42 protein-coding genes and 1 pseudogene are annotated in these 23,137 nt (G+C 42.1%); 41 read left to right on the forward strand and 2 right to left on the reverse strand.

Going from position 1 to position 23,137, the window contains the following annotated elements:
• Window positions 1-173: 173 nt before the first annotated feature.
• Window positions 174-743: pseudogene (locus tag ACQYAD_RS14155) on the reverse strand (transposase); the annotation flags it as partial.
• A gap of 255 nt (window positions 744-998) precedes the next feature.
• Here ACQYAD_RS14155 and ACQYAD_RS14160 point away from each other — a divergent pair.
• The 40 genes from ACQYAD_RS14160 (at window position 999) to ACQYAD_RS14355 (ending at window position 22,069) form a co-directional block, all read left to right on the forward strand.
• The gene (locus tag ACQYAD_RS14160; RefSeq protein WP_430239169.1) at window positions 999-1,142 is read left to right on the forward strand and encodes a YezD family protein; all 144 of its coding nucleotides are present in this window, start codon (window positions 999-1,001) and stop codon (window positions 1,140-1,142) included.
• Window positions 1,143-1,512: 370 nt separating this feature from the next.
• Window positions 1,513-1,821: a 30S ribosomal protein S10 gene (gene rpsJ / locus ACQYAD_RS14165; RefSeq protein WP_003354783.1), complete on the forward strand. Its 309-nt coding sequence runs from the start codon at window positions 1,513-1,515 to the stop codon at window positions 1,819-1,821.
• Window positions 1,822-1,860: 39 nt separating this feature from the next.
• Entirely contained in the window at window positions 1,861-2,487 is a 627-nt protein-coding gene (rplC, locus tag ACQYAD_RS14170) for a 50S ribosomal protein L3 (RefSeq protein WP_430239171.1), read from the forward strand.
• A 29-nt stretch (window positions 2,488-2,516) separates the two neighbouring features.
• Window positions 2,517-3,140 (forward strand): 50S ribosomal protein L4, encoded by a 624-nt coding sequence (gene rplD / locus ACQYAD_RS14175; RefSeq protein WP_430239172.1) that lies wholly within the window; start codon window positions 2,517-2,519, stop codon window positions 3,138-3,140.
• On the forward strand, window positions 3,140-3,424 hold the full coding sequence (rplW, locus tag ACQYAD_RS14180) for a 50S ribosomal protein L23 (RefSeq protein ID WP_430239174.1): 285 nt from the start codon (window positions 3,140-3,142) through the stop codon (window positions 3,422-3,424). Before rplD ends, rplW begins: the two co-directional genes overlap by 1 nt.
• A 29-nt stretch (window positions 3,425-3,453) precedes the next feature.
• Window positions 3,454-4,284, forward strand: a complete 831-nt coding sequence (gene rplB, locus ACQYAD_RS14185) for a 50S ribosomal protein L2 (protein WP_430239176.1) — start codon at window positions 3,454-3,456, stop codon at window positions 4,282-4,284.
• Window positions 4,285-4,344: 60 nt separating this feature from the next.
• Entirely contained in the window at window positions 4,345-4,623 is a 279-nt protein-coding gene (gene rpsS, locus ACQYAD_RS14190) for a 30S ribosomal protein S19 (RefSeq protein ID WP_430239177.1), read from the forward strand.
• 18 nt (window positions 4,624-4,641) lie between these two features.
• Window positions 4,642-4,983, forward strand: coding sequence for a 50S ribosomal protein L22 (gene rplV / locus ACQYAD_RS14195; RefSeq protein ID WP_090640259.1), 342 nt, complete (start codon window positions 4,642-4,644; stop codon window positions 4,981-4,983).
• Between the two features lie 3 nt (window positions 4,984-4,986).
• Window positions 4,987-5,643 (forward strand): 30S ribosomal protein S3, encoded by a 657-nt coding sequence (gene rpsC / locus ACQYAD_RS14200; protein WP_430239179.1) that lies wholly within the window; start codon window positions 4,987-4,989, stop codon window positions 5,641-5,643.
• 2 nt (window positions 5,644-5,645) lie between these two features.
• The gene (gene rplP, locus ACQYAD_RS14205; protein ID WP_430239181.1) at window positions 5,646-6,080 is read left to right on the forward strand and encodes a 50S ribosomal protein L16; all 435 of its coding nucleotides are present in this window, start codon (window positions 5,646-5,648) and stop codon (window positions 6,078-6,080) included.
• On the forward strand, window positions 6,070-6,270 hold the full coding sequence (gene rpmC, locus ACQYAD_RS14210) for a 50S ribosomal protein L29 (RefSeq protein ID WP_251472022.1): 201 nt from the start codon (window positions 6,070-6,072) through the stop codon (window positions 6,268-6,270). The genes rplP and rpmC overlap by 11 nt, the downstream gene beginning before the upstream one ends.
• Before the next feature lie 23 nt (window positions 6,271-6,293).
• Entirely contained in the window at window positions 6,294-6,557 is a 264-nt protein-coding gene (gene rpsQ / locus ACQYAD_RS14215; RefSeq protein WP_042453972.1) for a 30S ribosomal protein S17, read from the forward strand.
• A 40-nt stretch (window positions 6,558-6,597) separates the two neighbouring features.
• Window positions 6,598-6,966, forward strand: a complete 369-nt coding sequence (rplN, locus tag ACQYAD_RS14220) for a 50S ribosomal protein L14 (protein ID WP_307151474.1) — start codon at window positions 6,598-6,600, stop codon at window positions 6,964-6,966.
• 42 nt (window positions 6,967-7,008) lie between these two features.
• Entirely contained in the window at window positions 7,009-7,317 is a 309-nt protein-coding gene (gene rplX / locus ACQYAD_RS14225) for a 50S ribosomal protein L24 (protein WP_430239184.1), read from the forward strand.
• A gap of 25 nt (window positions 7,318-7,342) precedes the next feature.
• Window positions 7,343-7,882 carry a 50S ribosomal protein L5 gene (gene rplE / locus ACQYAD_RS14230; RefSeq protein ID WP_430239185.1) on the forward strand — a complete coding sequence of 180 codons (540 nt, stop codon included), beginning with the start codon at window positions 7,343-7,345 and terminating at the stop codon, window positions 7,880-7,882.
• Window positions 7,883-7,906: 24 nt separating this feature from the next.
• A complete protein-coding gene (rpsN, locus tag ACQYAD_RS14235; protein ID WP_066366377.1) occupies window positions 7,907-8,092 on the forward strand; it encodes a 30S ribosomal protein S14 in 186 nt (61 codons plus the stop codon).
• Between the two features lie 30 nt (window positions 8,093-8,122).
• Complete coding sequence (gene rpsH / locus ACQYAD_RS14240; protein ID WP_430239188.1) at window positions 8,123-8,521, forward strand: 30S ribosomal protein S8; 399 nt, start codon at window positions 8,123-8,125, stop codon at window positions 8,519-8,521.
• A 31-nt stretch (window positions 8,522-8,552) separates the two neighbouring features.
• Window positions 8,553-9,089: a 50S ribosomal protein L6 gene (rplF, locus tag ACQYAD_RS14245; protein ID WP_430239189.1), complete on the forward strand. Its 537-nt coding sequence runs from the start codon at window positions 8,553-8,555 to the stop codon at window positions 9,087-9,089.
• Window positions 9,090-9,125: 36 nt separating this feature from the next.
• Window positions 9,126-9,488, forward strand: coding sequence for a 50S ribosomal protein L18 (rplR, locus tag ACQYAD_RS14250; protein ID WP_430239190.1), 363 nt, complete (start codon window positions 9,126-9,128; stop codon window positions 9,486-9,488).
• 25 nt (window positions 9,489-9,513) lie between these two features.
• Window positions 9,514-10,014: a 30S ribosomal protein S5 gene (gene rpsE / locus ACQYAD_RS14255; protein ID WP_430239191.1), complete on the forward strand. Its 501-nt coding sequence runs from the start codon at window positions 9,514-9,516 to the stop codon at window positions 10,012-10,014.
• A gap of 14 nt (window positions 10,015-10,028) precedes the next feature.
• Window positions 10,029-10,211: a 50S ribosomal protein L30 gene (gene rpmD, locus ACQYAD_RS14260; RefSeq protein ID WP_430239193.1), complete on the forward strand. Its 183-nt coding sequence runs from the start codon at window positions 10,029-10,031 to the stop codon at window positions 10,209-10,211.
• Between the two features lie 34 nt (window positions 10,212-10,245).
• A complete protein-coding gene (gene rplO / locus ACQYAD_RS14265) occupies window positions 10,246-10,686 on the forward strand; it encodes a 50S ribosomal protein L15 (RefSeq protein WP_430239195.1) in 441 nt (146 codons plus the stop codon).
• The gene (gene secY / locus ACQYAD_RS14270; protein ID WP_430239196.1) at window positions 10,686-11,981 is read left to right on the forward strand and encodes a preprotein translocase subunit SecY; all 1,296 of its coding nucleotides are present in this window, start codon (window positions 10,686-10,688) and stop codon (window positions 11,979-11,981) included. Before rplO ends, secY begins: the two co-directional genes overlap by 1 nt.
• Window positions 11,982-12,038: 57 nt before the next feature.
• Window positions 12,039-12,689: an adenylate kinase gene (locus ACQYAD_RS14275; protein WP_430239197.1), complete on the forward strand. Its 651-nt coding sequence runs from the start codon at window positions 12,039-12,041 to the stop codon at window positions 12,687-12,689.
• Window positions 12,689-13,435, forward strand: a complete 747-nt coding sequence (gene map, locus ACQYAD_RS14280) for a type I methionyl aminopeptidase (RefSeq protein ID WP_430239198.1) — start codon at window positions 12,689-12,691, stop codon at window positions 13,433-13,435. Before ACQYAD_RS14275 ends, map begins: the two co-directional genes overlap by 1 nt.
• Before the next feature lie 14 nt (window positions 13,436-13,449).
• Window positions 13,450-13,764 (forward strand): KOW domain-containing RNA-binding protein, encoded by a 315-nt coding sequence (locus tag ACQYAD_RS14285; RefSeq protein ID WP_430239200.1) that lies wholly within the window; start codon window positions 13,450-13,452, stop codon window positions 13,762-13,764.
• A complete protein-coding gene (gene infA, locus ACQYAD_RS14290; protein WP_007085268.1) occupies window positions 13,764-13,982 on the forward strand; it encodes a translation initiation factor IF-1 in 219 nt (72 codons plus the stop codon). The genes ACQYAD_RS14285 and infA overlap by 1 nt, the downstream gene beginning before the upstream one ends.
• 37 nt (window positions 13,983-14,019) lie before the next feature.
• A complete protein-coding gene (rpmJ, locus tag ACQYAD_RS14295; RefSeq protein WP_000868344.1) occupies window positions 14,020-14,133 on the forward strand; it encodes a 50S ribosomal protein L36 in 114 nt (37 codons plus the stop codon).
• A 21-nt stretch (window positions 14,134-14,154) separates the two neighbouring features.
• Window positions 14,155-14,520 carry a 30S ribosomal protein S13 gene (gene rpsM / locus ACQYAD_RS14300; protein WP_430239201.1) on the forward strand — a complete coding sequence of 122 codons (366 nt, stop codon included), beginning with the start codon at window positions 14,155-14,157 and terminating at the stop codon, window positions 14,518-14,520.
• A 25-nt stretch (window positions 14,521-14,545) separates the two neighbouring features.
• Window positions 14,546-14,935 (forward strand): 30S ribosomal protein S11, encoded by a 390-nt coding sequence (rpsK, locus tag ACQYAD_RS14305; protein WP_430239202.1) that lies wholly within the window; start codon window positions 14,546-14,548, stop codon window positions 14,933-14,935.
• Between the two features lie 177 nt (window positions 14,936-15,112).
• Window positions 15,113-16,057 (forward strand): DNA-directed RNA polymerase subunit alpha, encoded by a 945-nt coding sequence (locus ACQYAD_RS14310; protein WP_430239204.1) that lies wholly within the window; start codon window positions 15,113-15,115, stop codon window positions 16,055-16,057.
• A gap of 80 nt (window positions 16,058-16,137) precedes the next feature.
• On the forward strand, window positions 16,138-16,503 hold the full coding sequence (gene rplQ / locus ACQYAD_RS14315; RefSeq protein WP_430239205.1) for a 50S ribosomal protein L17: 366 nt from the start codon (window positions 16,138-16,140) through the stop codon (window positions 16,501-16,503).
• A gap of 533 nt (window positions 16,504-17,036) precedes the next feature.
• A complete protein-coding gene (locus tag ACQYAD_RS14320; protein WP_430239206.1) occupies window positions 17,037-17,876 on the forward strand; it encodes an energy-coupling factor ABC transporter ATP-binding protein in 840 nt (279 codons plus the stop codon).
• Window positions 17,852-18,721, forward strand: coding sequence for an energy-coupling factor ABC transporter ATP-binding protein (locus tag ACQYAD_RS14325; RefSeq protein WP_430239208.1), 870 nt, complete (start codon window positions 17,852-17,854; stop codon window positions 18,719-18,721). Before ACQYAD_RS14320 ends, ACQYAD_RS14325 begins: the two co-directional genes overlap by 25 nt.
• Complete coding sequence (locus ACQYAD_RS14330) at window positions 18,718-19,515, forward strand: energy-coupling factor transporter transmembrane component T family protein (RefSeq protein ID WP_430239209.1); 798 nt, start codon at window positions 18,718-18,720, stop codon at window positions 19,513-19,515. Before ACQYAD_RS14325 ends, ACQYAD_RS14330 begins: the two co-directional genes overlap by 4 nt.
• A gap of 12 nt (window positions 19,516-19,527) precedes the next feature.
• The gene (gene truA / locus ACQYAD_RS14335) at window positions 19,528-20,274 is read left to right on the forward strand and encodes a tRNA pseudouridine(38-40) synthase TruA (RefSeq protein WP_430239210.1); all 747 of its coding nucleotides are present in this window, start codon (window positions 19,528-19,530) and stop codon (window positions 20,272-20,274) included.
• A 249-nt stretch (window positions 20,275-20,523) separates the two neighbouring features.
• Window positions 20,524-20,961, forward strand: a complete 438-nt coding sequence (gene rplM / locus ACQYAD_RS14340) for a 50S ribosomal protein L13 (protein ID WP_430239211.1) — start codon at window positions 20,524-20,526, stop codon at window positions 20,959-20,961.
• Window positions 20,962-20,981: 20 nt separating this feature from the next.
• Window positions 20,982-21,374, forward strand: a complete 393-nt coding sequence (gene rpsI, locus ACQYAD_RS14345) for a 30S ribosomal protein S9 (RefSeq protein WP_430239212.1) — start codon at window positions 20,982-20,984, stop codon at window positions 21,372-21,374.
• Between the two features lie 159 nt (window positions 21,375-21,533).
• Window positions 21,534-21,758: a spore germination protein gene (locus ACQYAD_RS14350; RefSeq protein ID WP_430239213.1), complete on the forward strand. Its 225-nt coding sequence runs from the start codon at window positions 21,534-21,536 to the stop codon at window positions 21,756-21,758.
• 86 nt (window positions 21,759-21,844) lie between these two features.
• Window positions 21,845-22,069 carry a spore germination protein gene (locus ACQYAD_RS14355; protein WP_430239215.1) on the forward strand — a complete coding sequence of 75 codons (225 nt, stop codon included), beginning with the start codon at window positions 21,845-21,847 and terminating at the stop codon, window positions 22,067-22,069.
• A gap of 93 nt (window positions 22,070-22,162) precedes the next feature.
• Here ACQYAD_RS14355 and ACQYAD_RS14360 read toward each other — a convergent pair whose 3' ends face one another.
• On the reverse strand, window positions 22,163-22,348 hold the full coding sequence (locus tag ACQYAD_RS14360) for a spore germination protein (protein ID WP_430239216.1): 186 nt from the start codon (window positions 22,346-22,348) through the stop codon (window positions 22,163-22,165).
• 269 nt (window positions 22,349-22,617) lie between these two features.
• Here ACQYAD_RS14360 and ACQYAD_RS14365 point away from each other — a divergent pair, with 269 nt between their 5' ends.
• Window positions 22,618-23,061 carry a YbaK family protein gene (locus tag ACQYAD_RS14365; protein ID WP_430239217.1) on the forward strand — a complete coding sequence of 148 codons (444 nt, stop codon included), beginning with the start codon at window positions 22,618-22,620 and terminating at the stop codon, window positions 23,059-23,061.
• Window positions 23,062-23,137 lie beyond the last annotated feature (76 nt).

A 23,137-nucleotide genomic window follows, 5' to 3' on the forward strand; every position in this document is an offset into this window, starting at 1 on the left:
ACGGTCCGCCTGCTTTCTTTTTTGCAAAAAACCCTCTTCGAAACTGAGGGCACTGAAAAACCTTCAGTTTTTCAAAGTGATTAAGTAACATATAAAAAAGATGACTCTAAAATTCCAAAAAATTGAATTTTGAGTCATCTTTTTTGATCAAATGGGGTATTTTTCCCCTTATTTTAATCCATTAGTTTCAATATTCTTTTCAAATTCACCGTAAATATTGCCATGGCGCCTTGCAATTCCATGCCAAATAGACCCGAGGAATTCGCTACATCGTACCCGTGTCTGTGTTTTAATTCACTATTTTTAGCCTCTATTTTATAGCGCTCTTTTGATTTTTCTTTAAAATAGTCGCTTTCTTGAAATTTTGCCTGTTCTGTATGCACATTTGATTTGATACTTACAGAATATGTTTTACTTTTCGCACTTTCTTTATAACATCCCTCTTTAAATGGACATTGTTTACATTTATTTATATCAAAATAGTATGTATCTAGTTGATTTTTACCTACATCTTTTTTACCTTGGCGAGCTTTCCTTATAGCCATATGTCCTGCTTTACAGACATACATTCCAGCATCTTTATTAAATTCAAATTCATCTTCTTTTGTACGGAAACCTTGTGTTAAGGCAGGGTTTAATTTAGAAACTAGTTTTATTTCATTCTCATTTGCGTATTGGATATTCCCTTTTTCAGAATAAGCTGCATCACCAATGACAGTTTCAATTTCCATTCCGGCTTCTTTTCCATTTTTTAGGGTCACTTTTTCAGTGGCCTCTCGAAACTAGGTAAGTATTTCTTTGTGCGGAATGAGCCGGAAAACCTGCAAATTTAATTGACAATTACTTTATTTCTTGTTAAATTAGATTAAACCGATAAAAACACTTGGTATTATAATGGCATTTATATATTTTCTAAGAATCGTTGCCTGATACATGTTGCAGCTGCAATCGCAGCATCTTGCTCACCGCTGGATTTTGATTGTATTGGAGGGGGTAAAGTGGAAAATCCTGAAAAGCTTGAGGAAGTGTTCGGACATCTGAAAAAATTATTGGGAACATTAAACTTTGGTTCAATTACCCTTGTTGTTCAAAATGGCAAGGTTGTACAAATAGAAAAAAATGAAAAAGTAAGGTTAAAATGAAATCAGCTTCATCCAAAAAGAGCAGCACCTCCTAAAGGTGTTGCTCTTTATTTTGCACTTTATAATGTACTAATTATATAGAAGAAAGTAGGAAAAAGGCAAATACGAATTTGCTTCACTCTCCACTCAGATACGAACTTGAAAATAGGAACGGGACTATGTATAATAAAAAAGCACGTTTGCATCTCAAGATTTCTAAAGAAAACCTTGCGTTTGCACAGTGATTTATGTATAATAGACAATGTTGGACTTTGACTGCGTTGATGCGGGAGGTTGCTGACACACCCGGCCGCTTTGCCATGGCGCGTGTGCAGGAAAATTTCCGCGGAGAATGTCTATTTTTAAAATAGGCGAAAAAGGAGGGAAAATAATGGCAAAACAAAAAATTCGTATCCGTTTAAAAGCATATGATCACAGAATCCTTGATCAATCTGCAGAGAAAATTGTGGAGACAGCGAAACGTTCAGGTGCTGCTGTATCTGGTCCAATTCCGCTTCCAACCGAAAAATCTGTCTATACGATTCTTCGTGCGGTTCATAAGTACAAAGATTCCCGTGAGCAATTTGAGATGCGGACACATAAACGTCTAATCGACATTGTAAATCCAACTCCACAAACAGTTGATTCATTAATGCGTTTAGACTTACCATCCGGTGTTGATATTGAAATTAAACTTTAATCGAAATAAATTGAAGAAAAACTAGGAGGTGTGACTTACATGACCAAAGGAATCTTAGGAAGAAAAATCGGTATGACTCAAGTATTTGCAGAAAACGGCGATCTAATCCCTGTAACAGTTGTTGAGGCAGCTGGAAACGTTGTTCTTCAAAAGAAATCAGTTGAAACTGATGGTTACGAAGCAATTCAAATTGGTTTTGAAGATAAACGTGAAAAGTTGGCAAACAAACCTGAAAAAGGGCATACAGCTAAAGCGAATACTGCTCCTAAGCGCTTCATTCGCGAATTCCGCGGAGTTGACTTAGCAGGATATGAGGTTGGTCAAGAAGTCAAAGTTGATATTTTCGCCGCAGGCGATGTAGTAGATGTAACAGGAATTTCAAAGGGTAAAGGTTTCCAAGGCTCAATCAAGCGCCACGGACAATCTCGCGGACCAATGGCACACGGTTCACGTTACCACCGTCGCCCTGGTTCAATGGGTCCTGTTGCTCCAAACCGCGTATTCAAAGGAAAAGCATTACCAGGTCAAATGGGTGGCGAACAAGTAACCGTACAAAACCTTGAGATCGTGAAAGTAGATACTGAACGGAACCTTTTATTGATTAAGGGAAACGTGCCAGGAGCTAAAAAAGCGTTAGTGAAAATCAAAAGTGCAATTAAAGCATAATTGACATCGTAAGAAAGGAGGAAATAGGAATGCCGAAAGTAACATTATATAACCAAAGCGGTTCACAAGTTGGTGAAATCGAACTAAATGAATCCGTGTTTGGTATTGAACCTAACCAACATGTATTATTTGAAGCAATTATCATGCAAAGAGCTTCCTTACGCCAAGGAACACATAAAGTGAAAAATCGTTCTGAAGTGAGCGGTGGCGGACGTAAGCCATGGCGTCAAAAAGGAACGGGACGCGCGCGTCAAGGTTCCATTCGTTCTCCGCAATGGCGCGGTGGCGGTACAGTGTTCGGTCCAGTTCCACGCAGCTACAGCTATAAACTACCGAAAAAAGTTCGCCGTTTAGCGATCAAATCTGCACTTTCTTCCAAAGTATTGGAGGAGAATATTTTCGTTTTAGAAAGCCTCGCTTTCGAAACACCGAAAACAAAAGACTTCAAAGCTGTTTTAAATGGTCTTTCTGTTGACAAAAAAGCGCTTGTTGTGACAGCGGATCTTGATGAAAATGTTGCGTTATCTGCACGCAATATCCCAGGAGTGACAGTTGTAACAGCCAACAGCGTAAATGTATTAGATGTCGTTAGCCATGATAAGTTGATCATAACAAAAGCAGCGGTTGAAAAAGTAGAGGAGGTGCTTGCATAATGGATGCACGCGATATCATTAAGCGCCCCGTTATCACTGAACGTTCTTCCGATTTAATGGCTGAAAAAAAATATACGTTTGATGTTGATGTTCGAGCGAACAAAACACAAGTAAAAGATGCTATTGAAGAAATTTTCGACGTTAAGGTTGAGAAAGTAAACATCATGAATTACAAAGGTAAATTCAAACGTATGGGTAAATTTGGCGGTTACACGAACAAACGCCGCAAAGCTATCGTGAAATTGACTGCAGATAGCAAAGAAATCGAAATCTTTGAAGCATAAGATTCTATCAAGAAGAGGAGGGAAATGAAATGGCGATTAAAAAGTACAAACCTACCTCCAACGGTCGCCGCGGAATGACTGTTTCTGATTTTGCTGAAATCACAACAAGCACTCCAGAAAAATCTCTTTTAGCACCATTAAAGAGAAAAGGCGGCCGTAACAACCAAGGTAAGTTAACTGTTCGTCATCAAGGTGGCGGCCATAAGCGCCAATACCGTATTATCGACTTTAAACGCGATAAAGATGGCATTCCTGGACGCGTTGCCACTATCGAATACGATCCAAACCGGTCTGCAAATATTGCATTAATCAATTATGTGGATGGTGAAAAACGTTACATTCTAGCGCCAAAGAATCTAGAGGTTGGCATGGAAGTAATGTCTGGACCAGATGCTGATATCAAAGTTGGGAATGCACTTCCATTAGCAAATATCCCTGTTGGTACAGTGGTTCACAACATCGAATTAAAACCAGGAAAAGGCGGCCAGCTCGTACGTTCTGCTGGAACTTCTGCACAGGTTCTTGGTAAAGAAGGAAAATATGTTCTTGTGCGCTTGACATCAGGCGAAGTTCGTATGATTCTTGCTACTTGCCGTGCATCCATTGGTCAAGTTGGAAACGAGCAACACGAACTAATCAACATTGGTAAAGCAGGACGTTCACGCTGGTTAGGCAAACGCCCAACGGTTCGCGGATCTGTTATGAACCCTAATGATCACCCGCACGGTGGTGGTGAAGGACGTGCGCCAATCGGACGCAAGTCACCAATGTCTCCTTGGGGTAAACCAACTCTTGGATACAAAACACGTAAGAAGAAAAACAAATCCGACAAGTTTATTGTACGTCGTCGTAAAAAATAACGGGATTGAACTACGGTTCAACAAAAGAACCGTAGACCAATCACGAAGGGAGGTTCACTCATGGGTCGCAGCTTAAAAAAAGGACCTTTTGTTGATGATCATTTAATGAAAAAGATCGAGAACTTAAATGAAACGGATAAAAAACAAGTTGTGAAAACTTGGTCACGCCGTTCTACGATCTTCCCGCAATTCATCGGCCATACTGTTGCTGTTTATGATGGCCGCAAACATGTGCCTGTCTATATCACTGAAGACATGGTTGGTCACAAGCTTGGAGAATTTGCTCCAACTCGTACTTACAAAGGTCATGCCGGTGATGACAAGAAAACAAGACGTTAATGAGAGGAGGGCATCTGCATGCAAGCTAAAGCTGTTGCAAGAACAGTTCGTATTGCACCTCGTAAAGCGCGTTTAGTCGTAGATTTAATTCGAGGAAAGCAAGTTGGTGAAGCCGTAGCAATCTTAAATTTAACTCCAAGGGCTGCTTCTCCAATCGTTGAGAAAGTTTTAAAATCAGCTATGGCAAACGCCGAGCACAATTACGAAATGGACGTAAACAATTTGGTTGTTGCGCAAGCATTCGTTGACGAAGGACCAACATTGAAACGCTTCCGTCCTCGGGCAATGGGCCGTGCAAGCCAAATTAACAAGCGTACTAGCCACATTACAATCGTTTTATCAGAAAAGAAGGAGGGATAATCAGTGGGTCAAAAAGTAAATCCAGTCGGTTTGCGTATCGGAATCATCCGTGATTGGGAATCCAAATGGTACGCAGGAAAAGACTTTGCTGATCTTTTACACGAAGACCTTAAGGTTCGTGAATATATAACGAACCGTTTGAAAGACGCTTCTGTCTCGAAAGTAGAAATCGAGCGCGCTGCAAACCGTGTTAATATAACTGTTCACACAGCTAAGCCTGGAATGGTTATCGGTAAAGGCGGAACTGAAGTTGAAGCACTTCGAAAAGCGTTGAACCAACTTACTGGCAAACGTGTTCATATCAATATTCTTGAAATTAAAAAAGCAGATATAGATGCGAAACTAGTTGCTGAAAACATTGCTCGCCAACTAGAAAACCGTGTATCTTTCCGCCGTGCACAAAAACAAGCAATTCAACGTGCAATGCGTTCAGGTGCAAAAGGTATTAAAACAATGGTATCAGGCCGTTTAGGCGGAGCGGATATCGCTCGCGCTGAGCATTACAGCGAAGGAACGGTTCCACTTCATACACTTCGCGCCGACATCGATTATGCAACAGCTGAAGCTGACACAACTTATGGAAAACTTGGCGTTAAAGTATGGATTTATCGTGGAGAGGTGCTTCCTACTAAGAAGAAAACAGAGGAAGGAGGCAATTAATCATGTTATTGCCAAAACGCGTTAAATATCGCCGTCAACACCGTGGTAAAATGCGTGGTCAATCAAAAGGCGGTACTGAGATTAACTTTGGTGAATATGGCTTACAAGCTCTGGAAGCTTCTTGGATTACAAACCGTCAAATCGAAGCAGCCCGTATTGCTATGACTCGTTACATGAAACGTGGCGGTAAAGTTTGGATTCAAGTTTTCCCGCATAAGCCTTACACAGCAAAGCCTCTAGAAGTTCGGATGGGTTCCGGTAAAGGTGCTCCAGAAGGTTGGGTAGCTGTAGTAAAACCAGGGAAAATTATGTTTGAAATTGCTGGTGTATCAGAAGAAATTGCGCGAGAAGCACTTCGTCTTGCATCACACAAACTTCCAGTTAAATGCAAGTTTGTAAAACGTGAAGAAATTGGTGGTGAATCAAGTGAAAGCTAATGAAATTCGTGACCTTACCACTGCTGAAATCGAACAAAAAGTAAAATCATTAAAAGAAGAGCTTTTCAACCTGCGCTTTCAATTGGCGACTGGACAACTTGAAAATACAGCTCGTATCCGTGAAGTACGCAAAGCGATTGCTCGCATGAAAACTGTGATTCGTGAGAGAGAAATCAGCGTTAACAAGTAAAAATCCGAGAGGAGGTTCGCCCGATGAGTGAACGTAATCAACGCAAAGTTTACACTGGACGCGTTGTTTCTGACAAAATGGATAAAACCGTTACTGTTTTAGTCGAAACATACAAAAAGCACCCTCTTTACGGTAAACGCGTTAAGTACTCTAAAAAGTTTAAAGCTCATGATGAGCAAAACCAGGCAAAAGTCGGCGACATCGTACGCATCATGGAAACTCGCCCGCTTTCTGCGACAAAACGCTTCCGTTTAGTAGAAGTTGTTGAAAAAGCTGTTATTATTTAATGGTTCGGACTAAGCTAGATTCCGAAAGGAGGTTACACACATGATTCAACAAGAAACACGTTTGAAAGTTGCTGATAACTCTGGTGCCCGTGAAGTTTTAACAATCAAAGTTCTTGGAGGCTCAGGCCGCAAGACAGCGAATATTGGTGATGTAATTGTTTGTACGGTCAAACAAGCAACACCAGGAGGCGTTGTTAAAAAAGGCGATGTGGTTAAAGCTGTTGTTGTTCGTACAAAAAGCGGTGCCCGCCGTGCGGATGGTTCGTACATTCGTTTTGATGAAAACGCATGTGTCATCATCCGTGATGATAAGAGCCCTCGCGGAACACGTATTTTTGGACCAGTTGCCCGCGAACTTCGCGATAACAACTTTATGAAAATTGTCTCACTAGCTCCAGAAGTACTATAAATAAATGAATCAGATTACAAGCATTTAAGGAGGTGCTTACGGATGCATGTTAAGAAAGGTGACAAGGTTAGAGTCATCTCCGGTAAAGATAAGGGCAAAACAGGTACAATCCTTGCTGCTTATCCGAAACAAAGCCGAGTACTAGTAGAAGGCGTCAATGTCGTGAAGAAACACTCTAAGCCATCTCAAGCAAATCCTCAAGGTGGAATTTTCAGCCAAGAGGCACCAATTCATGTGTCTAATGTCATGCCAATCGATCCGAAAACCGGCAACCCAACTCGTGTCGGTCACAAAACGGTTGATGGCAAAAAAGTACGTGTAGCAAAATCCGGTGAAGTTTTAGATAAATAGTATCCGAAGAAAGGAGGTACCATAAATGAACCGCCTAAAAGAAAGGCTCGTTAAAGAAATCTCACCTGCTCTTATGAGCAAGTTCAACTATAAATCAGTAATGCAAGTACCTAAAATTGAAAAAATCGTTGTAAACATGGGTGTTGGTGATGCAGTTGCGAATGCAAAGGCTCTTGATAACGCTGTTGAAGAGCTTGCAACGATCACGGGTCAAAAACCTGTCATCACACGCGCGAAAAAATCGATCGCCGGTTTCCGCCTTCGTGAAGGCATGCCGATCGGTGCGAAGGTGACTCTTCGCGGAGAGCGCATGTATGAATTCTTGGATAAATTAATTTCTGTTTCTTTACCGCGTGTACGTGACTTCCGTGGTGTTTCAAAAAAAGCTTTTGATGGCCGCGGTAACTATACTTTGGGTGTGAAGGAACAATTAATCTTCCCTGAAATTGATTACGATAAAGTAAGCAAAGTTCGTGGTATGGATATCGTTATCGTTACAACTGCTAACACTGATGAGGAAGCTCGTGAACTTTTAACTCAAATTGGAATGCCATTCCAAAAGTAATCGCTAAATAAGGGAGGCGAAAACGTGGCTAAAAAATCAATGATTGTGAAACAAAAACGCACGCCTAAATTCAAAGTGCAAGAGTACACTCGCTGCGAACGCTGCGGACGTCCACACTCTGTATACCGCAAATTTAAGCTTTGCCGTATTTGTTTCCGTGAATTAGCATACAAAGGACAAATTCCTGGTGTTAAAAAAGCCAGCTGGTAAAAAGAACAGCTCTGGAAGGAGGTAAAAATAATGGTCATGACTGATCCAATTGCTGATATGCTCACTCGCATTCGGAATGCGAACATGGTGCGTCACGAAAAATTAGAAGTACCTGCTTCTAATATAAAGAAGGAAATCGCGGAAATTTTAAAGCGCGAAGGTTTCATTCGTGATGTTGAATATATCGAAGACAACAAACAAGGTGTCATTCGTATCTTTTTAAAGTATGGTGCCAATAACCAGCGTGTAATCACCGGTCTAAAACGTATAAGCAAGCCTGGACTCCGTGTTTATGCAAAATCGAATGAGGTGCCACGCGTACTGAACGGTCTTGGTATCGCGCTAGTATCGACTTCGAACGGTATTTTAACGGATAAAGAAGCCCGCGCTAAACAAGTTGGCGGCGAAGTATTAGCATACGTTTGGTAATTGATTTTTCGAATGAATGGAGGTGCAGTAAATGTCTCGTGTAGGTAAAAAGCCAATCGAAATTCCAGCTGGAGTTACGGTTACTTTAAATAACAACACTGTTACAGTAAAGGGACCAAAAGGCGAATTAACTCGCTCTTTCAATCCTGAGATCGGTATTCTTATTGAAGACAATATCATTAACATTTCCCGTCCATCTGACGAGAAGGAACTTCGCGCATTGCACGGTACAACTCGCGCTGTTATCGCCAATATGGTTGAAGGTGTTTCAAAAGGCTTTGAAAAAAGCTTAGAATTAATCGGGGTTGGATATCGTGCACAAAAGCAAGGTACAAAACTTGTTTTAAACGTTGGATACTCCCATCCTGTTGAAATCGAGCCGGAAAAGGGACTCGAAATCGAAGTACCAGCAAATACAAAAGTGATTGTTAAAGGTACGGATAAGGAACGTGTTGGCGCTCTAGCTGCCAATATCCGCGGAGTTCGTCCTCCAGAGCCTTATAAAGGCAAAGGGATCCGTTATGAAGGCGAGTATGTACGCCGCAAAGAAGGTAAAACTGGTAAGTAATAGCTAGCCTATAGGCAAACGAAAGGAGTGACGCAAATGATTACGAAGCTTGATAAAAACGCTGTTCGCAAGAAAAGACATGCTCGTGTTCGTGCGAAATTAAGCGGAACTTCAACTCGTCCACGTCTAAATGTGTTTCGTTCTAATAAGCATATTTATGCTCAAGTTATTGATGATATGAATGGAGTTACTTTAGCAAGTGCTTCTACATTAGATAAAGATTTAAATCTTGAGTCTTCCAGCAACGTTGAGGCTGCTCAAAAGGTCGGAGAATTAGTGGCAAAACGTGCACTGGAAAAAGGTATCACTTCAGTTGTTTTTGACCGCGGAGGATACTTATACCACGGACGTATTCAAGCACTGGCAGATGCTGCGCGCGAAAACGGCTTACAATTTTAATAGATAAAGGAGGGACTAAAAAAAGATGCGTCGTATAGATCCAAACAAACTTGAACTAGAAGAACGCGTAGTAACGATTAACCGTGTTGCGAAAGTTGTTAAAGGCGGACGTCGTTTCCGTTTTTCCGCTCTAGTAGTAGTTGGAGACAAAAACGGACATGTCGGTTTTGGTACGGGTAAAGCTCAGGAAGTACCAGATGCAATTCGCAAAGCAATCGAGGATGCGAAGAAAAACTTAGTGGAAGTGCCAATGGTTGGGACAACGATCCCGCACCAAGTAATTGGCTACTTTGGTGCTGGCGAAATCCTTCTTAAACCTGCTTCAGAAGGTACAGGAGTTATCGCCGGCGGCCCGGTTCGTGCAGTACTTGAGTTAGCAGGTGTTGCCGATATCTTGTCAAAATCTTTAGGTACAAATACACCAATCAACATGGTACGTGCAACAATTGAGGGACTTAAACAATTAAAACGTGCTGAGGACGTAGCAAAATTACGTGGCAAATCAGTAGAAGAACTGTTAGGATAAGGGAGGGAAATCAAATGGCTAACAAACTTGAAATCACCCTTACTCGCAGCTTGATTGGTCGTTCACAAGATCAACGCGAAACAGTTAAAGCACTGGGTTTGCGTAAAGTTAATCAAACAGTTGAGAAACAAGATAATGCTGCAATTCGCGGTATGATTAATAAAGTATCTCACCTTGTAACGGTTAAAGAACTCTAATAACGATTCTTTTCTTTCATAAGGAGGTGCCAATATGAAACTTCATGAATTAAAACCTGCAGAGGGTTCACGTCAAGAGCGTAAACGTAAAGGTCGTGGTATTGGTTCTGGCAACGGCAAAACAGCTGGTAAGGGCCATAAAGGTCAAAACGCCCGTTCCGGCGGCGGCGTGCGTGTTGGATTCGAAGGTGGTCAAACACCTTTATTCCGTCGTTTGCCAAAACGCGGATTTACAAACGTTAACCGTAAAGAATATGCTGTTGTGAACCTTGACGCTTTAAACCGCTTTGAAGATGGGACAGAAGTTACTCCAGAACTTCTGATTGAGTCACGTGTGGTGAAAAGTGAAAAAGCAGGAATCAAAATTCTTGCAAAAGGGAATGTAGAGAAAAAGTTGACTGTCAAAGCTCATAAATTCTCCTCTGCTGCCAAGGAAGCAATCGAAGCTGCTGGTGGAACTATCGAGGTGCTTTAATGTTCCAGACAATCTCCAACTTTGTGCGCGTGGGTGATATAAGACGTAAGATCATATTCACCCTTTTGATGTTAGTGGTATTTAGGATTGGCACGTTTATCCCAGTTCCTAATGTAAATGCGGACATTCTTGGGGCGCAGGATAAACTGAGCGTGTTTGGACTCTTAAATACATTTGGCGGCGGCGCTTTAAAGAACTTCTCTATTTTTGCCATGGGCATCATGCCGTACATTACGGCGTCGATCATCATTCAGCTTTTGCAAATGGATGTCGTGCCAAAATTTACGGAATGGTCGAAGCAAGGAGAAGCAGGCCGTCGTAAAATTGCCCAAGTTACCAGGTATTTTACGATCGTGCTTGGATTTATCCAAGCATTAGGTACCTCGTACGGGTTTAATAACTTGTCCAATGGCCAGTTAATTCAAAACCCGGGTATTGGCACGTATTTATTAATTGCCGTTGTATTGACAGCTGGGACAGCGTTTTTAATGTGGTTAGGTGAGCTAATTACGGAAAAAGGCGTTGGCAATGGGATTTCTATAATCATTTTTGCTGGTATTGTTGCGGGTATCCCAACGGTTGTAAACCAAATTTACGTACAGCAGTTTGAAAATGCAGGACAGCAGTTATTCCTTCGAATTGTTACAGTGCTTCTCATTGCACTGGCGGTTATTGCCGTCGTGGTTGGGGTTATCTTTATTCAACAAGCATCACGTAAAATTCCAATTCAGTATGCAAACCGGGTAGTGGCCGGACGTACTCCTGTTGGAGGACAATCGACCCACATGCCGTTAAAAGTGAATGCAGCTGGCGTTATTCCTGTCATTTTTGCGGTATCGTTTATTGTTACACCACGGACGATTGCTTCGTTTTTTCCAAACAATAGTGTAACATTATGGATTGAAAGGGTTTTTGATTATACCCAACCAATCGGAATGATCATCTATGCAGCGTTAATCATCGCGTTTACGTATTTTTACGCTTTTATTCAGGTAAACCCGGAGCAGGCTGCGGAAAACCTGCAGAAGCAGGGCGGCTACATTCCTGGCATTCGTCCTGGAAAGAAAACGCAAGAATACTTGACACGTGTACTATATCGTTTAACATTTGTCGGCTCCATCTTTTTGGCAGCCATCGCGGTACTACCTGTGCTGTTTATAAAGATCGCCAATTTGCCGCAAACGGCTCAAATTGGTGGTACGAGTTTGCTTATTGTTGTCGGTGTAGCACTGGACACGATGAAACAGCTGGAAGCACAGCTTGTCAAACGCCACTATAAAGGGTTCATAAAGTAAATGGTTTTAGGGACAAGTGTCCCTGAAACCAATAAAAGCACGAGGGGGGGAACACGTGTGAATTTAGTATTAATGGGTCTTCCTGGTGCCGGGAAAGGTACTCAGGCCGAAAGAATTGTTGCGCAATACGGCATCCCTCATATCTCGACAGGAGATATGTTCCGTGCAGCTATGAAAGAGGGAACTGAACTAGGTTTACAAGCAAAATCATTCATGGATAAAGGCGAGCTCGTTCCTGATGAAGTAACGATCGGTATTGTCCGTGAGCGTCTAAGCAAAGAAGATTGTCAAGCCGGCTTGATGCTGGATGGATTTCCTAGAACCGTTCCTCAAGCGGAAGCTTTAGAGCAGATTCTTGAAGGTTTAAATAAAAAGATTGATTATGTGATCAACATTGATGTTGACAAAGAAATCTTAATGGAGCGCTTAACTGGCCGCCGCATTTGTAAAAATTGCGGAGCGACTTATCATCTTGTCTTTAATCCTCCAGCTAATGAGGGAGTTTGTGACCGTTGCGGTGGAGAATTATATCAACGGGCTGATGATAATGCTGAAACAGTACAAAACCGTTTGGATGTAAACATTCAACAGTCGCAGCCTTTGTTGGATTTCTATAACGAAAAAGGTTATTTACGAACCATTGATGGTCAGCAAGATATCGAGAAAGTGTTCGCTGAGATTGAACTACTGCTCGGGGGCTTGAAGTAATGATCATTTGCAAAACCCCCAGGGAAATTGAGATCATGCGTGAAGCGGGCCGGATTGTTGCTTTGACCCACCAGGAGTTAAAAAAGCATCTTGTGCCAGGCGTCACAACCAAAGAATTGGATGAACTAGCAGAAGATTTCATTCGTAAACATGATGCATTTCCTTCTTTTAAAGGGTATAATGGTTTTCGCGGCAGCATCTGTACATCTGTGAACCAAGAACTGGTTCATGGCATTCCAGGTGATCGGGTCTTGCATGACGGCGATATAATCAGCATCGATATCGGTGCGAAGTATAACGGCTATCATGGAGATTCTGCTTGGACTTATGCTGTGGGAAAGATTGACGATGAATCCCAGCGTCTTTTGGATGTGACGGAGGAGTCTCTTTATGAAGGACTGAAAGAAGCAAAACCAGGTGAGCGTCTTTCAAACATCTCCCATGCGATTCAAAAATTTGTCGAGACAAACGGGTTTTCAATTGTACGCGAGTATGTTGGACACGGAGTAGGGAAAGACTTACATGAGGATCCTGATATTCCTCATTATGGCCCTCCTAATAAGGGTCCACGGCTAAGACCTGGGATGGTACTTGCAATTGAACCGATGGTAAACGCCGGAAATCGATATGTCAAAACGTTATCCGATAATTGGACAGTCGTAACCGCTGACGGAAAACGTTGTGCTCACTTTGAACACACCATTGCAATCACAGAATCTGGTTTTGAAATTTTAACAAAATTATAAGCCAGGTGATTTCATTGATCGAAGCCGGACAAATTCCGCAAGTAGGCCAATTTGCAATTGTTACTAGCGGCAGAGATACAGGTCAATATGGTATAATCATAAAGTTGCTGGATGGAAGATATGTTTTGCTGGCAGATGGGAATAAACGAAAGTTTGACCATCCAAAGAAAAAGAATATGCAGCATCTGCAATTCATTGATCGGGTTTCTCCAGAAGTTCAGACTAGTATTATGGAAACAGGGCGTGTAACAAACGGAAAACTTCGTTTTGCACTCGCGAAATTTTTGAATGAGCGCCAATCTGATCAAGAGAAGGGAGACAATGTTTAATGGCGAAAGACGATGTAATTGAAATAGAAGGTAAAGTGATTGAAACTTTGCCAAATGCGATGTTTAAGGTAGAATTAGAAAATGGCCATACTGTGCTGGCTCATGTATCCGGTAAAATTCGCATGCACTTCATTCGAATCCTGCCAGGTGATAAGGTAACAGTTGAGCTATCCCCGTATGACTTAACGCGCGGAAGAATTACGTATCGCTTTAAATAATCTGCTTGCACTCCGTACTATTAAGGAGGTTAGGATAATGAAAGTAAGACCATCTGTTAAACCGATCTGCGAAAAGTGCAAAGTTATCCGTAGACGCGGAAAAGTTATGGTTATCTGTGAAAACCCTAAACACAAACAAAAACAAGGTTAATTTTGAAGGAGGTGCATTCTTGTGGCACGTATTGCTGGTGTAGATATTCCACGTGAGAAACGTGTAGTAATCTCTTTAACTTACATTTATGGTATTGGTAAACCAACTGCACAAAAGATCTTAGCAGAGGCTGGTGTTTCTGAAGATACTCGTGTGCGTGATTTAACGGAAGATGAATTAAATAAAATCCGTGATATTATTGACAAATTAAAGGTTGAAGGTGACCTTCGCCGTGAAGTTTCCCTTAACATCAAGCGTTTAATGGAGATCGGCAGCTACCGCGGTCTTCGCCATCGCCGTGGTTTACCGGTTCGCGGACAAAATACGAAAAACAATGCACGTACTCGCAAAGGTCCTCGTAAGACTGTAGCGAACAAGAAGAAATAATCGGTAAAGGAGGTTTTCTTTTAAAATGGCACGTAAAACAAATACACGCAAACGCCGTGTGAAAAAGAATATTGAAGCAGGTATTGCTCATATCCGTTCAACATTTAACAATACGATTGTAACGATTACGGATATTCATGGAAACGCAATTTCATGGTCAAGTGCAGGTGCGCTTGGATTCAAAGGTTCTCGTAAATCAACTCCATTCGCAGCGCAAATGGCAGCTGAAACTGCTGCAAAAGCATCAATTGATCATGGAATGAAAACGTTAGAAGTTACTGTTAAAGGCCCTGGTGCAGGACGTGAAGCAGCTATTCGTGCTTTACAGGCAGCTGGACTTGAAGTAACAGCAATCAAAGACGTTACACCTGTTCCACATAATGGATGTCGTCCGCCAAAACGTCGTCGTGTTTAATTTTTTCTGTATAGAATTGGTATCGCATGTCTATAATGGGATATGATACTAATTCCGTGATTTTATACAGATGAATTTTCCAGTTGTTGTGCACAAAACGGGAACGTATACATGGGGGAATTTCGGTTGGATGGTGATCCTAGCCGGGGTTTCGACGTTTTGAAGGAGGGTTATTTGATGATCGAAATAGAAAAACCAAAAATTGAAACGGTTGAGATCAGCGATGATGCCAAGTACGGGAAATTTGTCGTAGAGCCACTTGAGCGTGGATATGGTACCACTTTGGGTAACTCCTTACGTCGTATCCTATTATCTTCACTCCCAGGTGCCGCTGTTACATCGATTCAAATCGATGGGGTACTTCATGAGTTCTCAACAATTGAAGGCGTCGTAGAGGATGTAACATCCATCATTTTAAACATAAAAAAACTGGCTTTAAAAATCTACTCTGATGAAGAGAAGACGCTGGAAATTGATGTGCAAGGTGAAGGTGTTATTACAGCAGCAAACATTACTCATGATAGTGATGTCGAGATCTTAAATCCAGATCTTCATATTGCAACATTGGGGACAAATGGGAACTTGCGCATGCGTTTAACAGCCCGCCGCGGCCGTGGCTATACACCAGCAGATCAGAATAAACGCGAGGATCAACCAATCGGTGTGATTCCTATCGATTCGATCTACACACCAGTTTCACGGGTATCTTATCAAGTGGAGAACACTCGTGTTGGTCAAATGTCTAACTATGATAAGCTAACGTTTGATGTTTGGACAGATGGCAGCACTGGACCAAAAGAAGCGATTGCTCTTGGTTCGAAAATTTTGACCGAACACTTAAATATTTTTGTTGGTCTAACGGACGAAGCACAGAATGCTGAAATTATGATCGAAAAAGAAGAAGATCAGAAAGAGAAAGTTCTTGAAATGACAATTGAAGAGCTGGATCTATCCGTTCGTTCATACAACTGCCTAAAACGTGCTGGAATCAATACCGTTCAGGAACTTGCGAATAAGACGGAAGAAGATATGATGAAAGTGCGCAATTTAGGCCGCAAATCACTCGAAGAAGTGAAGGCGAAATTAGAAGAGCTAGGATTAGGTTTACGTAAAGACGACTGACTAGTTAACAATGATTAACTAGCTGTTTTCTTGTTGACTGTCAAATTTTTTAACAACTTCAACAAAGGAGGGAACCCTTCATGGCATACAGAAAGTTAGGACGTACAAGCGAACAACGGAAAGCGATGCTGCGTGATTTAACAACAGACTTAATTATCAACGAGCGCATCGAGACAACTGAAACACGTGCGAAAGAAATTCGCAGCACAGTTGAAAAGATGATTACTCTTGGAAAGCGCGGAGACCTTCATGCTCGTCGTCAAGCTGCTGCATACGTTCGCAATGAAGTTGCAGACGCTGAAAACAATGTTTCTGCATTACAAAAGCTTTTTACTGATATCGCTCCTCGTTATCAAGAGCGTCAAGGCGGATATACTCGAATCATGAAGCTTGGACCACGCCGCGGCGATGGTGCTCCAATGGTCGTTATCGAGTTAGTTAAATAACGTTTAACAGAAAACAAGGGCGTTGGACAGTTTTATATCAAACTTGTTCTTTGCCCTTTTTCTGTAGAAGAATCAAATAATGCAATCGAACCAAGCCAAAAAGAGTGTTACGATGAGCGTAGCTCCAACTGATTGGAGTTCTCTTTAAAAGCATAGCAATTACGTTATGACTTTTATCTTAACCGCATTTAACCAGGTTGTGCGGTATCCATTACGTCTCGTCTAGCTCATGCACCTCTCCCGTTATGAAAGACAGCTATAAGTATGACTGCTGTGGGTCGAGGTGCAGGCTTTTTTTGTTATAACCAGGTGCTGAATTGAAAAAGAGAAGTTATAGTACATTTATGGCAGGTTGTTTAAAAGACGTTGAATTCCTGCGCAAATGCGTCGAATCCCGATGCAAATGCGTCGAATTCCGATGCAAAGACGTCGAATTCCGGTGCAAACGCGTCGAATCCCGACAGTAAAGTAAAGTAAAGTCCAGAATGAAGAGATCAATTACCCAGATGAGCAGAGATGAGAGGAGGAACGGCATGAAGTCACCGATTGTTACTCTTGAAAGTGTTTCTTTTCAATACGATTCAGCTGAACAGCCAGCATTGCAGGATGTATCGATTGAGATCTATGAAGGGGAGTGGCTGGCCATTGTCGGTCATAATGGGTCGGGCAAATCAACAATGGCCAAGCTCCTGAATGGTTTGCAGTTTCCGCAGCAAGGTCAAATTGTGGTATGCGGTACAAAACTTCAAGAAGAAACAGTTTGGGAAATCCGCAAGCATATAGGAATGGTTTTTCAAAACCCGGATAACCAGTTTGTCGGGACAACCGTACAGGATGATGTGGCTTTTGGCTTAGAAAACAACGGAATTCCCCGCGATGAAATGATCGGGCGGGTCAGGAGTTCGTTGCAAAAAGTTAAAATGGACGCTTTTCTTAATCAAGAGCCCCACCATCTATCAGGCGGCCAAAAGCAGCGGGTTGCAATCGCTGGGGTTTTGGCATTGCGACCGGCGATTATCATTTTGGATGAAGCGACATCCATGCTGGATCCAAGAGGGAGAGAGGAAGTTTTGGAGACGGTAAGAAAGTTAAAGGAAGAAAAAACCCTAACCGTCATCTCGATCACCCATGATTTGGAAGAAGCCGCAAAAGCAGATCGCATCATTGTCATGAACAAGGGAAAAGTGTACCGAGAAGGCACACCGGAAGACATTTTTTCAATGGATGAAGAACTCATCCAACTAGGGCTTGATATTCCTTTTGCCAGTAAAATGAGCAAGTCGCTGCGCAATAAGGGGTTTGAATTAGCCAAGCATTATTTAACGGAAGAAGAGTTGGTGACAGAACTATGGACATATCGCTCAGAGAAGTAGAGTATCGCTATCAAGTCAATACTCCGTTTGAAAGAATGGCGATTTCGAATGTATCGATTGAGATCCCTTCTGGCACATACATGGCGATTATCGGCCACACAGGTTCTGGCAAGTCAACCGTGCTTCAGCATTTAAACGCGCTTCTGCAGCCGACCGATGGCATGGTTGTCATCGGTGACAGGGAAATCAAAGCAAAACAAAAGAATAAGAATTTAAAGGCTGTGCGGCAAAAGGTAGGGATTGTGTTTCAATTCCCTGAACATCAACTGTTTGAAGAGACGGTTGAAAAGGATATTATGTTTGGTCCGATGAACTTTGGAGTGCCTGAGACTGAAGCAAGACACAGAGCACATCTTGCCTTAAAACAAGTTGGCTTACAAGAGGAGATTTTAGAAAAATCACCGTTTGATTTATCAGGTGGGCAAATGCGCCGTGTTGCGATTGCAGGTGTCCTCGCCATGGAGCCCGAATGCCTTGTCCTGGACGAGCCTACAGCCGGTCTTGATCCGAGGGGACGAAAAGAGATTATGGAGATGTTTTTTCAACTGCATCAAGAGCGGCATCTTTCGACCATTCTCGTTACCCATAGCATGGAGGATGCTGCCAACTATGCGGACCAAATTGTGATTATGCAGCAGGGAAAAGTGATGAAGAAAGGTACACCGAAGGAAATTTTCTCCGACCCGGCTGATTTACTGAAAATGGGGCTCGATGTTCCGGAAGTTGTACGTTTTCAGCTAAAAATTGAAGAAAAATTCGGCGTGAAATTGGGCGAAACCTATTTATCCATTGAGCAGCTCTCAGCAGCCCTTGTTCATTTTTTGAAAAGAGGTGAGCGAAGATGATGGAGAAAATGATTTTCGGCCGGTATGTTCCAGCTGACTCTGTTGTGCACCGAATGGATCCCCGCTCAAAGTTGCTGATTGTTTTTCTGTTTGTCGTGATCATCTTTTTTGCAAACAATGGGCTTACCTATGCTTTAATTGGCATTTATACTTTTTTGCTGGTTGGATTAGCAAAAATCCCTGTGCGCTTTTTATATGCTGGTTTAAAACCTGTTATTTGGCTTGTTCTGTTTACATTGGTGCTGCAATTGTTTTTTACAAAACAAGGGCATTTAGTATATGAGGCAGGACCGATAAAAATTTACGATGAAGGTGTACGGCAGGGGATTTTTATTTCTTTGCGTTTCTTTTTTCTCATTTTGATGACTTCTTTACTAACACTGACAACAACGCCGATTGAGATTACCGATGGGCTTGAAACCTTGCTGAACCCTTTGAAGAAAATCCGCTTCCCCGTTCATGAAATGGCGTTAATGATGTCGATTGCGCTTCGGTTTATTCCAACCTTAATGCAGGAAACGGATAAAATTATGAAGGCGCAAATGGCCAGGGGCGTCGAGTTTTCTGGCGGGCCAGTTAAAGAGCGAATGAAGGCCGTTGTGCCTCTGCTCATTCCGCTGTTTGTCAGCTCTTTTAAGCGGGCAGAGGAATTGGCGGTTGCAATGGAGGCAAGGGGTTATCGCGGCGGCGAAGGTAGAACGAAGTACCGGGAATTAACGTGGGGCGGTAAAGATACGCTTCAGCTAGCGATTCTCGCATTCTTAACCGTTCTCCTGTTAGTATTTCGATCATAATGGAGTACAATTATGCAACGATATAAATGCATCATTTCATACGATGGTACGACATTTGCCGGCTACCAAGGACAACCGAATAAGAGAACAGTACAGGGCGAAATCGAAGCTGTTCTTGCGAAAATCCATAAGGGCAAGGAAATTAGAATTCATGCTTCCGGGAGAACCGATGCAGGCGTTCATGCAAAGGGACAGGTGATTCATTTTGATTCTCCGCTCGCCATTCCGGAAACACGATGGGCGCTTGCCATGAATTCGCAGCTGCCGAATGATATTTCCATACTATCTGTAGAAAAAGCCGACGCCAATTTTCATGCCCGGTTTGATGCTATCGGGAAAGAGTACCGCTACTTTGTTTTGCACACAAAGGGTCGGGATCCTTTTTTGCGCAATTATGCCTACTGGTATCCACACCCGTTAAACATTGAGGCGATGATTGCCGGGAGTAAGCATCTGATCGGAACGCACGATTTTACCAGCTTTTGTTCGGCTAAAACAGAGGTGGAAGACAAAGTGAGAACGATTCGAGGAATCGACCTGTCGCAGGAGAATCATTTGCTTGTTTTTCACTTTAAGGGAAATGGTTTTTTGTACAATATGGTGAGAATTCTTGTCGGTACTTTGCTGGAGGTTGGCGCTGGAGAAAGACAGCCTCAAGATATTGCCGAAATTTTGGCGCAAAAGGACAGAACGGTTGCCGGAAAAACGGCACCTGCACGCGGGTTGTATTTATGGAAAGTCGATTATCAAAAAACTTGATAAAACAACCGAACCTGGTGTAACATTTTCTTGACATATGACTGCCAAGGATATATTATATCATATGTATGTATTTTAATCCCACGATAAAGCCCCGGAAAGTCTTCATCGTGATTGAAAATATATGGACTGAAATGAAAGACCATCATGACAATCGCATTTTCATTCCCGGAACAGAATGCAAATCGATAATGTCTGACAATGTGAAAACAACTATGACTTTGAATGGATTAATTAGGAGGGAAACCCATGCGTACAACATTTATGGCTAACGCTAACAATATCGAGCGTAAATGGTATGTAATTGATGCAGAGGGTAAAACGCTTGGACGTCTTGCTTCTGAAGTCGCATCAATTCTACGTGGCAAAAACAAACCAACTTTTACACCACATGTTGATACTGGTGATTATGTTATTATTCTGAACGCTGCTAAAATTCAACTGACTGGCAAAAAGCTTACGGATAAGCTATACATCCGCCACAGCTTGCACCCTGGCGGTTTAAAAACAAGAACGGCTCTTGAAATGCGCACAAACTACCCTGAGAAAATGATTGAAGGCGCTGTTCGCGGCATGCTTCCAAAAAATTCTCTTGGCCGTCAAATGATTAAAAAATTGCACGTGTATGCTGGCAGCGAACATCCGCACCAAGCACAACAACCTGAAGTTTACGAACTTCGTGGATAATATTTAAGGAGGGAATTAACTTGGCACAAGTTCAATATATTGGTACTGGCCGTCGTAAGAGCTCTGTCGCACGTGTGCGCTTAGTTCCAGGCAGCGGTAAAATTGTAATCAATGGTCGTGACATCGAAAATTATATTCCATTTGAAGCTTTACGTGTGGTTGTAAAACAACCGTTAGTAGCTACTGAAACACTTGGCAGCTACGATGTACTTGTAAACGTAAACGGCGGCGGCTACACTGGCCAAGCTGGCGCAATTCGCCACGGAATCGCTCGTGCGTTGCTTCAAGCAGACCCAGAATACCGTCCAACATTAAAACGCGCAGGCTTATTAACTCGCGACGCCCGTATGAAAGAACGTAAGAAATACGGTCTTAAAGGCGCTCGTCGTGCACCACAGTTCTCAAAGCGTTAATTACTGGCGTTTCAAAGGCTCTCAACCGATTTGGTTGGGGGTCTTTTTTTGTACCAATTTATAAGCTTGTGAAGGATTGAAAATAGAGTACCATGATGAGGAGGAACGTAATAAAAATGGTTTGCATAAATTAGGGTATAAATCGAAAGGGTGTTGAAAATGGCTGCATTTATCCGGGGTCCTCTTCTTATAAAAACGGTCGGAGGATCTGCGAACATCAATTTTGGCGGTGCACTTTTTGTTACCCCAAAAAATGTTTCAAAGAATTTCTTAGGGTCTGGTGGTGGACACACCTCTGTTGTAAGCTTTAATATTGTTGGTCCAAGTGCAACGAATACACTAGATCAGGATGTATTTGATCAGCCGGTAGCATTTGATAATTAGAAATTAGGAAAGGTCGTTATTCCTTCTTTATGTAATGGGAATCAAAATGGGTATCCTAAATTAGGCTAAATGAAAGGACGTTGAAAATGGATGGATTTATCGGGGGTCCTCTTATTATAGATACGGTTGGAGGTAACGCAAACATTAATTTTGGCGGTACAGTTTATCTTTCTCCAAAAAACATTTCAAAGACTGCCGCAGGTGCGGGCGGTGGACACACCCATGTTGTAGGATTTAGTATTAGTGGTCCAAGTGTGACAAATACAGTAGATTCTAATATTTCTTCACAACCAGTCGTTCTTGATACCTAGTCGCGATTCAAGCACAAATTAAAGAATATTTCGCCAGTCAGCAAGTTTTCATTTAATTGGGATTGGAAGGGGAAGAAGATGGTGGGGTGGTTCCTAACCCAGCCCACCCGCGATATTGCCAATTCGACTCACTGCGGAAATCGCCGATCCTGAAGTGGATGGAGGAGAACCTGTTGTGCTTTTAGTGATCGAAATTGGTGCAATTTTAATGGCGCCGCCAAAATTTATGATTCCTCCAGATACTGTATTAATATAAACAACACTACAAATGTCACTCAAAATAAGCCTCTCCTTAATCATTTTATATAAAATATGTACATGTCCACTTCGAAGTATAAGCAAATTGATTAATCGAAATGATTTTGGGTTATGCTTCATTACAATTTCCGCTAAAAACCAACCCTTTTTCCCATTAAAAATTGGAAATGGAATTTGCTGTTTTCGCTGCATTTCTTTTCAGGTGGCGTTGAAGACTAGTTCTTAAGGGGTACTGACTAGAGGTACAGTGCCGAGTTCGAAACAGAACAGTTTTTTCGAGGTGAAAAACCGTGAATGTGATTACCACTCTGAAAGACAAACGGCGTGAAAAACAAATAAAATATGAACGTTCCGTTTTAAGGGATTTATCGCTTTCTATGCTGAAGGAAAGGGTTAACCAATATTTTGGATCTACCCGAATCGCCTCAAGTTTGCTGATGAATACGGGAATTGAAGAAGCGTGTTACGATCTAGCACTTGAGGCGTACCTGCTTGGGGCAAAATACAGTAAATTCGGCTACTATGGAGAAACAATCGAACAAGTAAGGCAGCGCTGTTTTTACGAAGAAAAGCATTTAATCGACACCTTATACAATTTCTTGCTTTATTGGGGGAGCGGTGAAGAAGGCTCATTAAGTGAGTCGCTTTATTATAACTGTGAACAATATGTGTATACATGGTGGAAAGACGGTTTTGACAAAGGGGAGCGCCGTCATAAACTGCGCCTGCATTAAGTTACCATTTTGAAACCTGTTTTATCAGTTCTAAAACCCCCCCTTGTCCCATATAGTGTAACTGAATAGGGACGAG

This window comes from Neobacillus sp. SM06 (assembly GCF_050496765.1).
Classification (GTDB): Bacteria; Bacillota; Bacilli; order Bacillales; family Cytobacillaceae; genus JAEVLT01.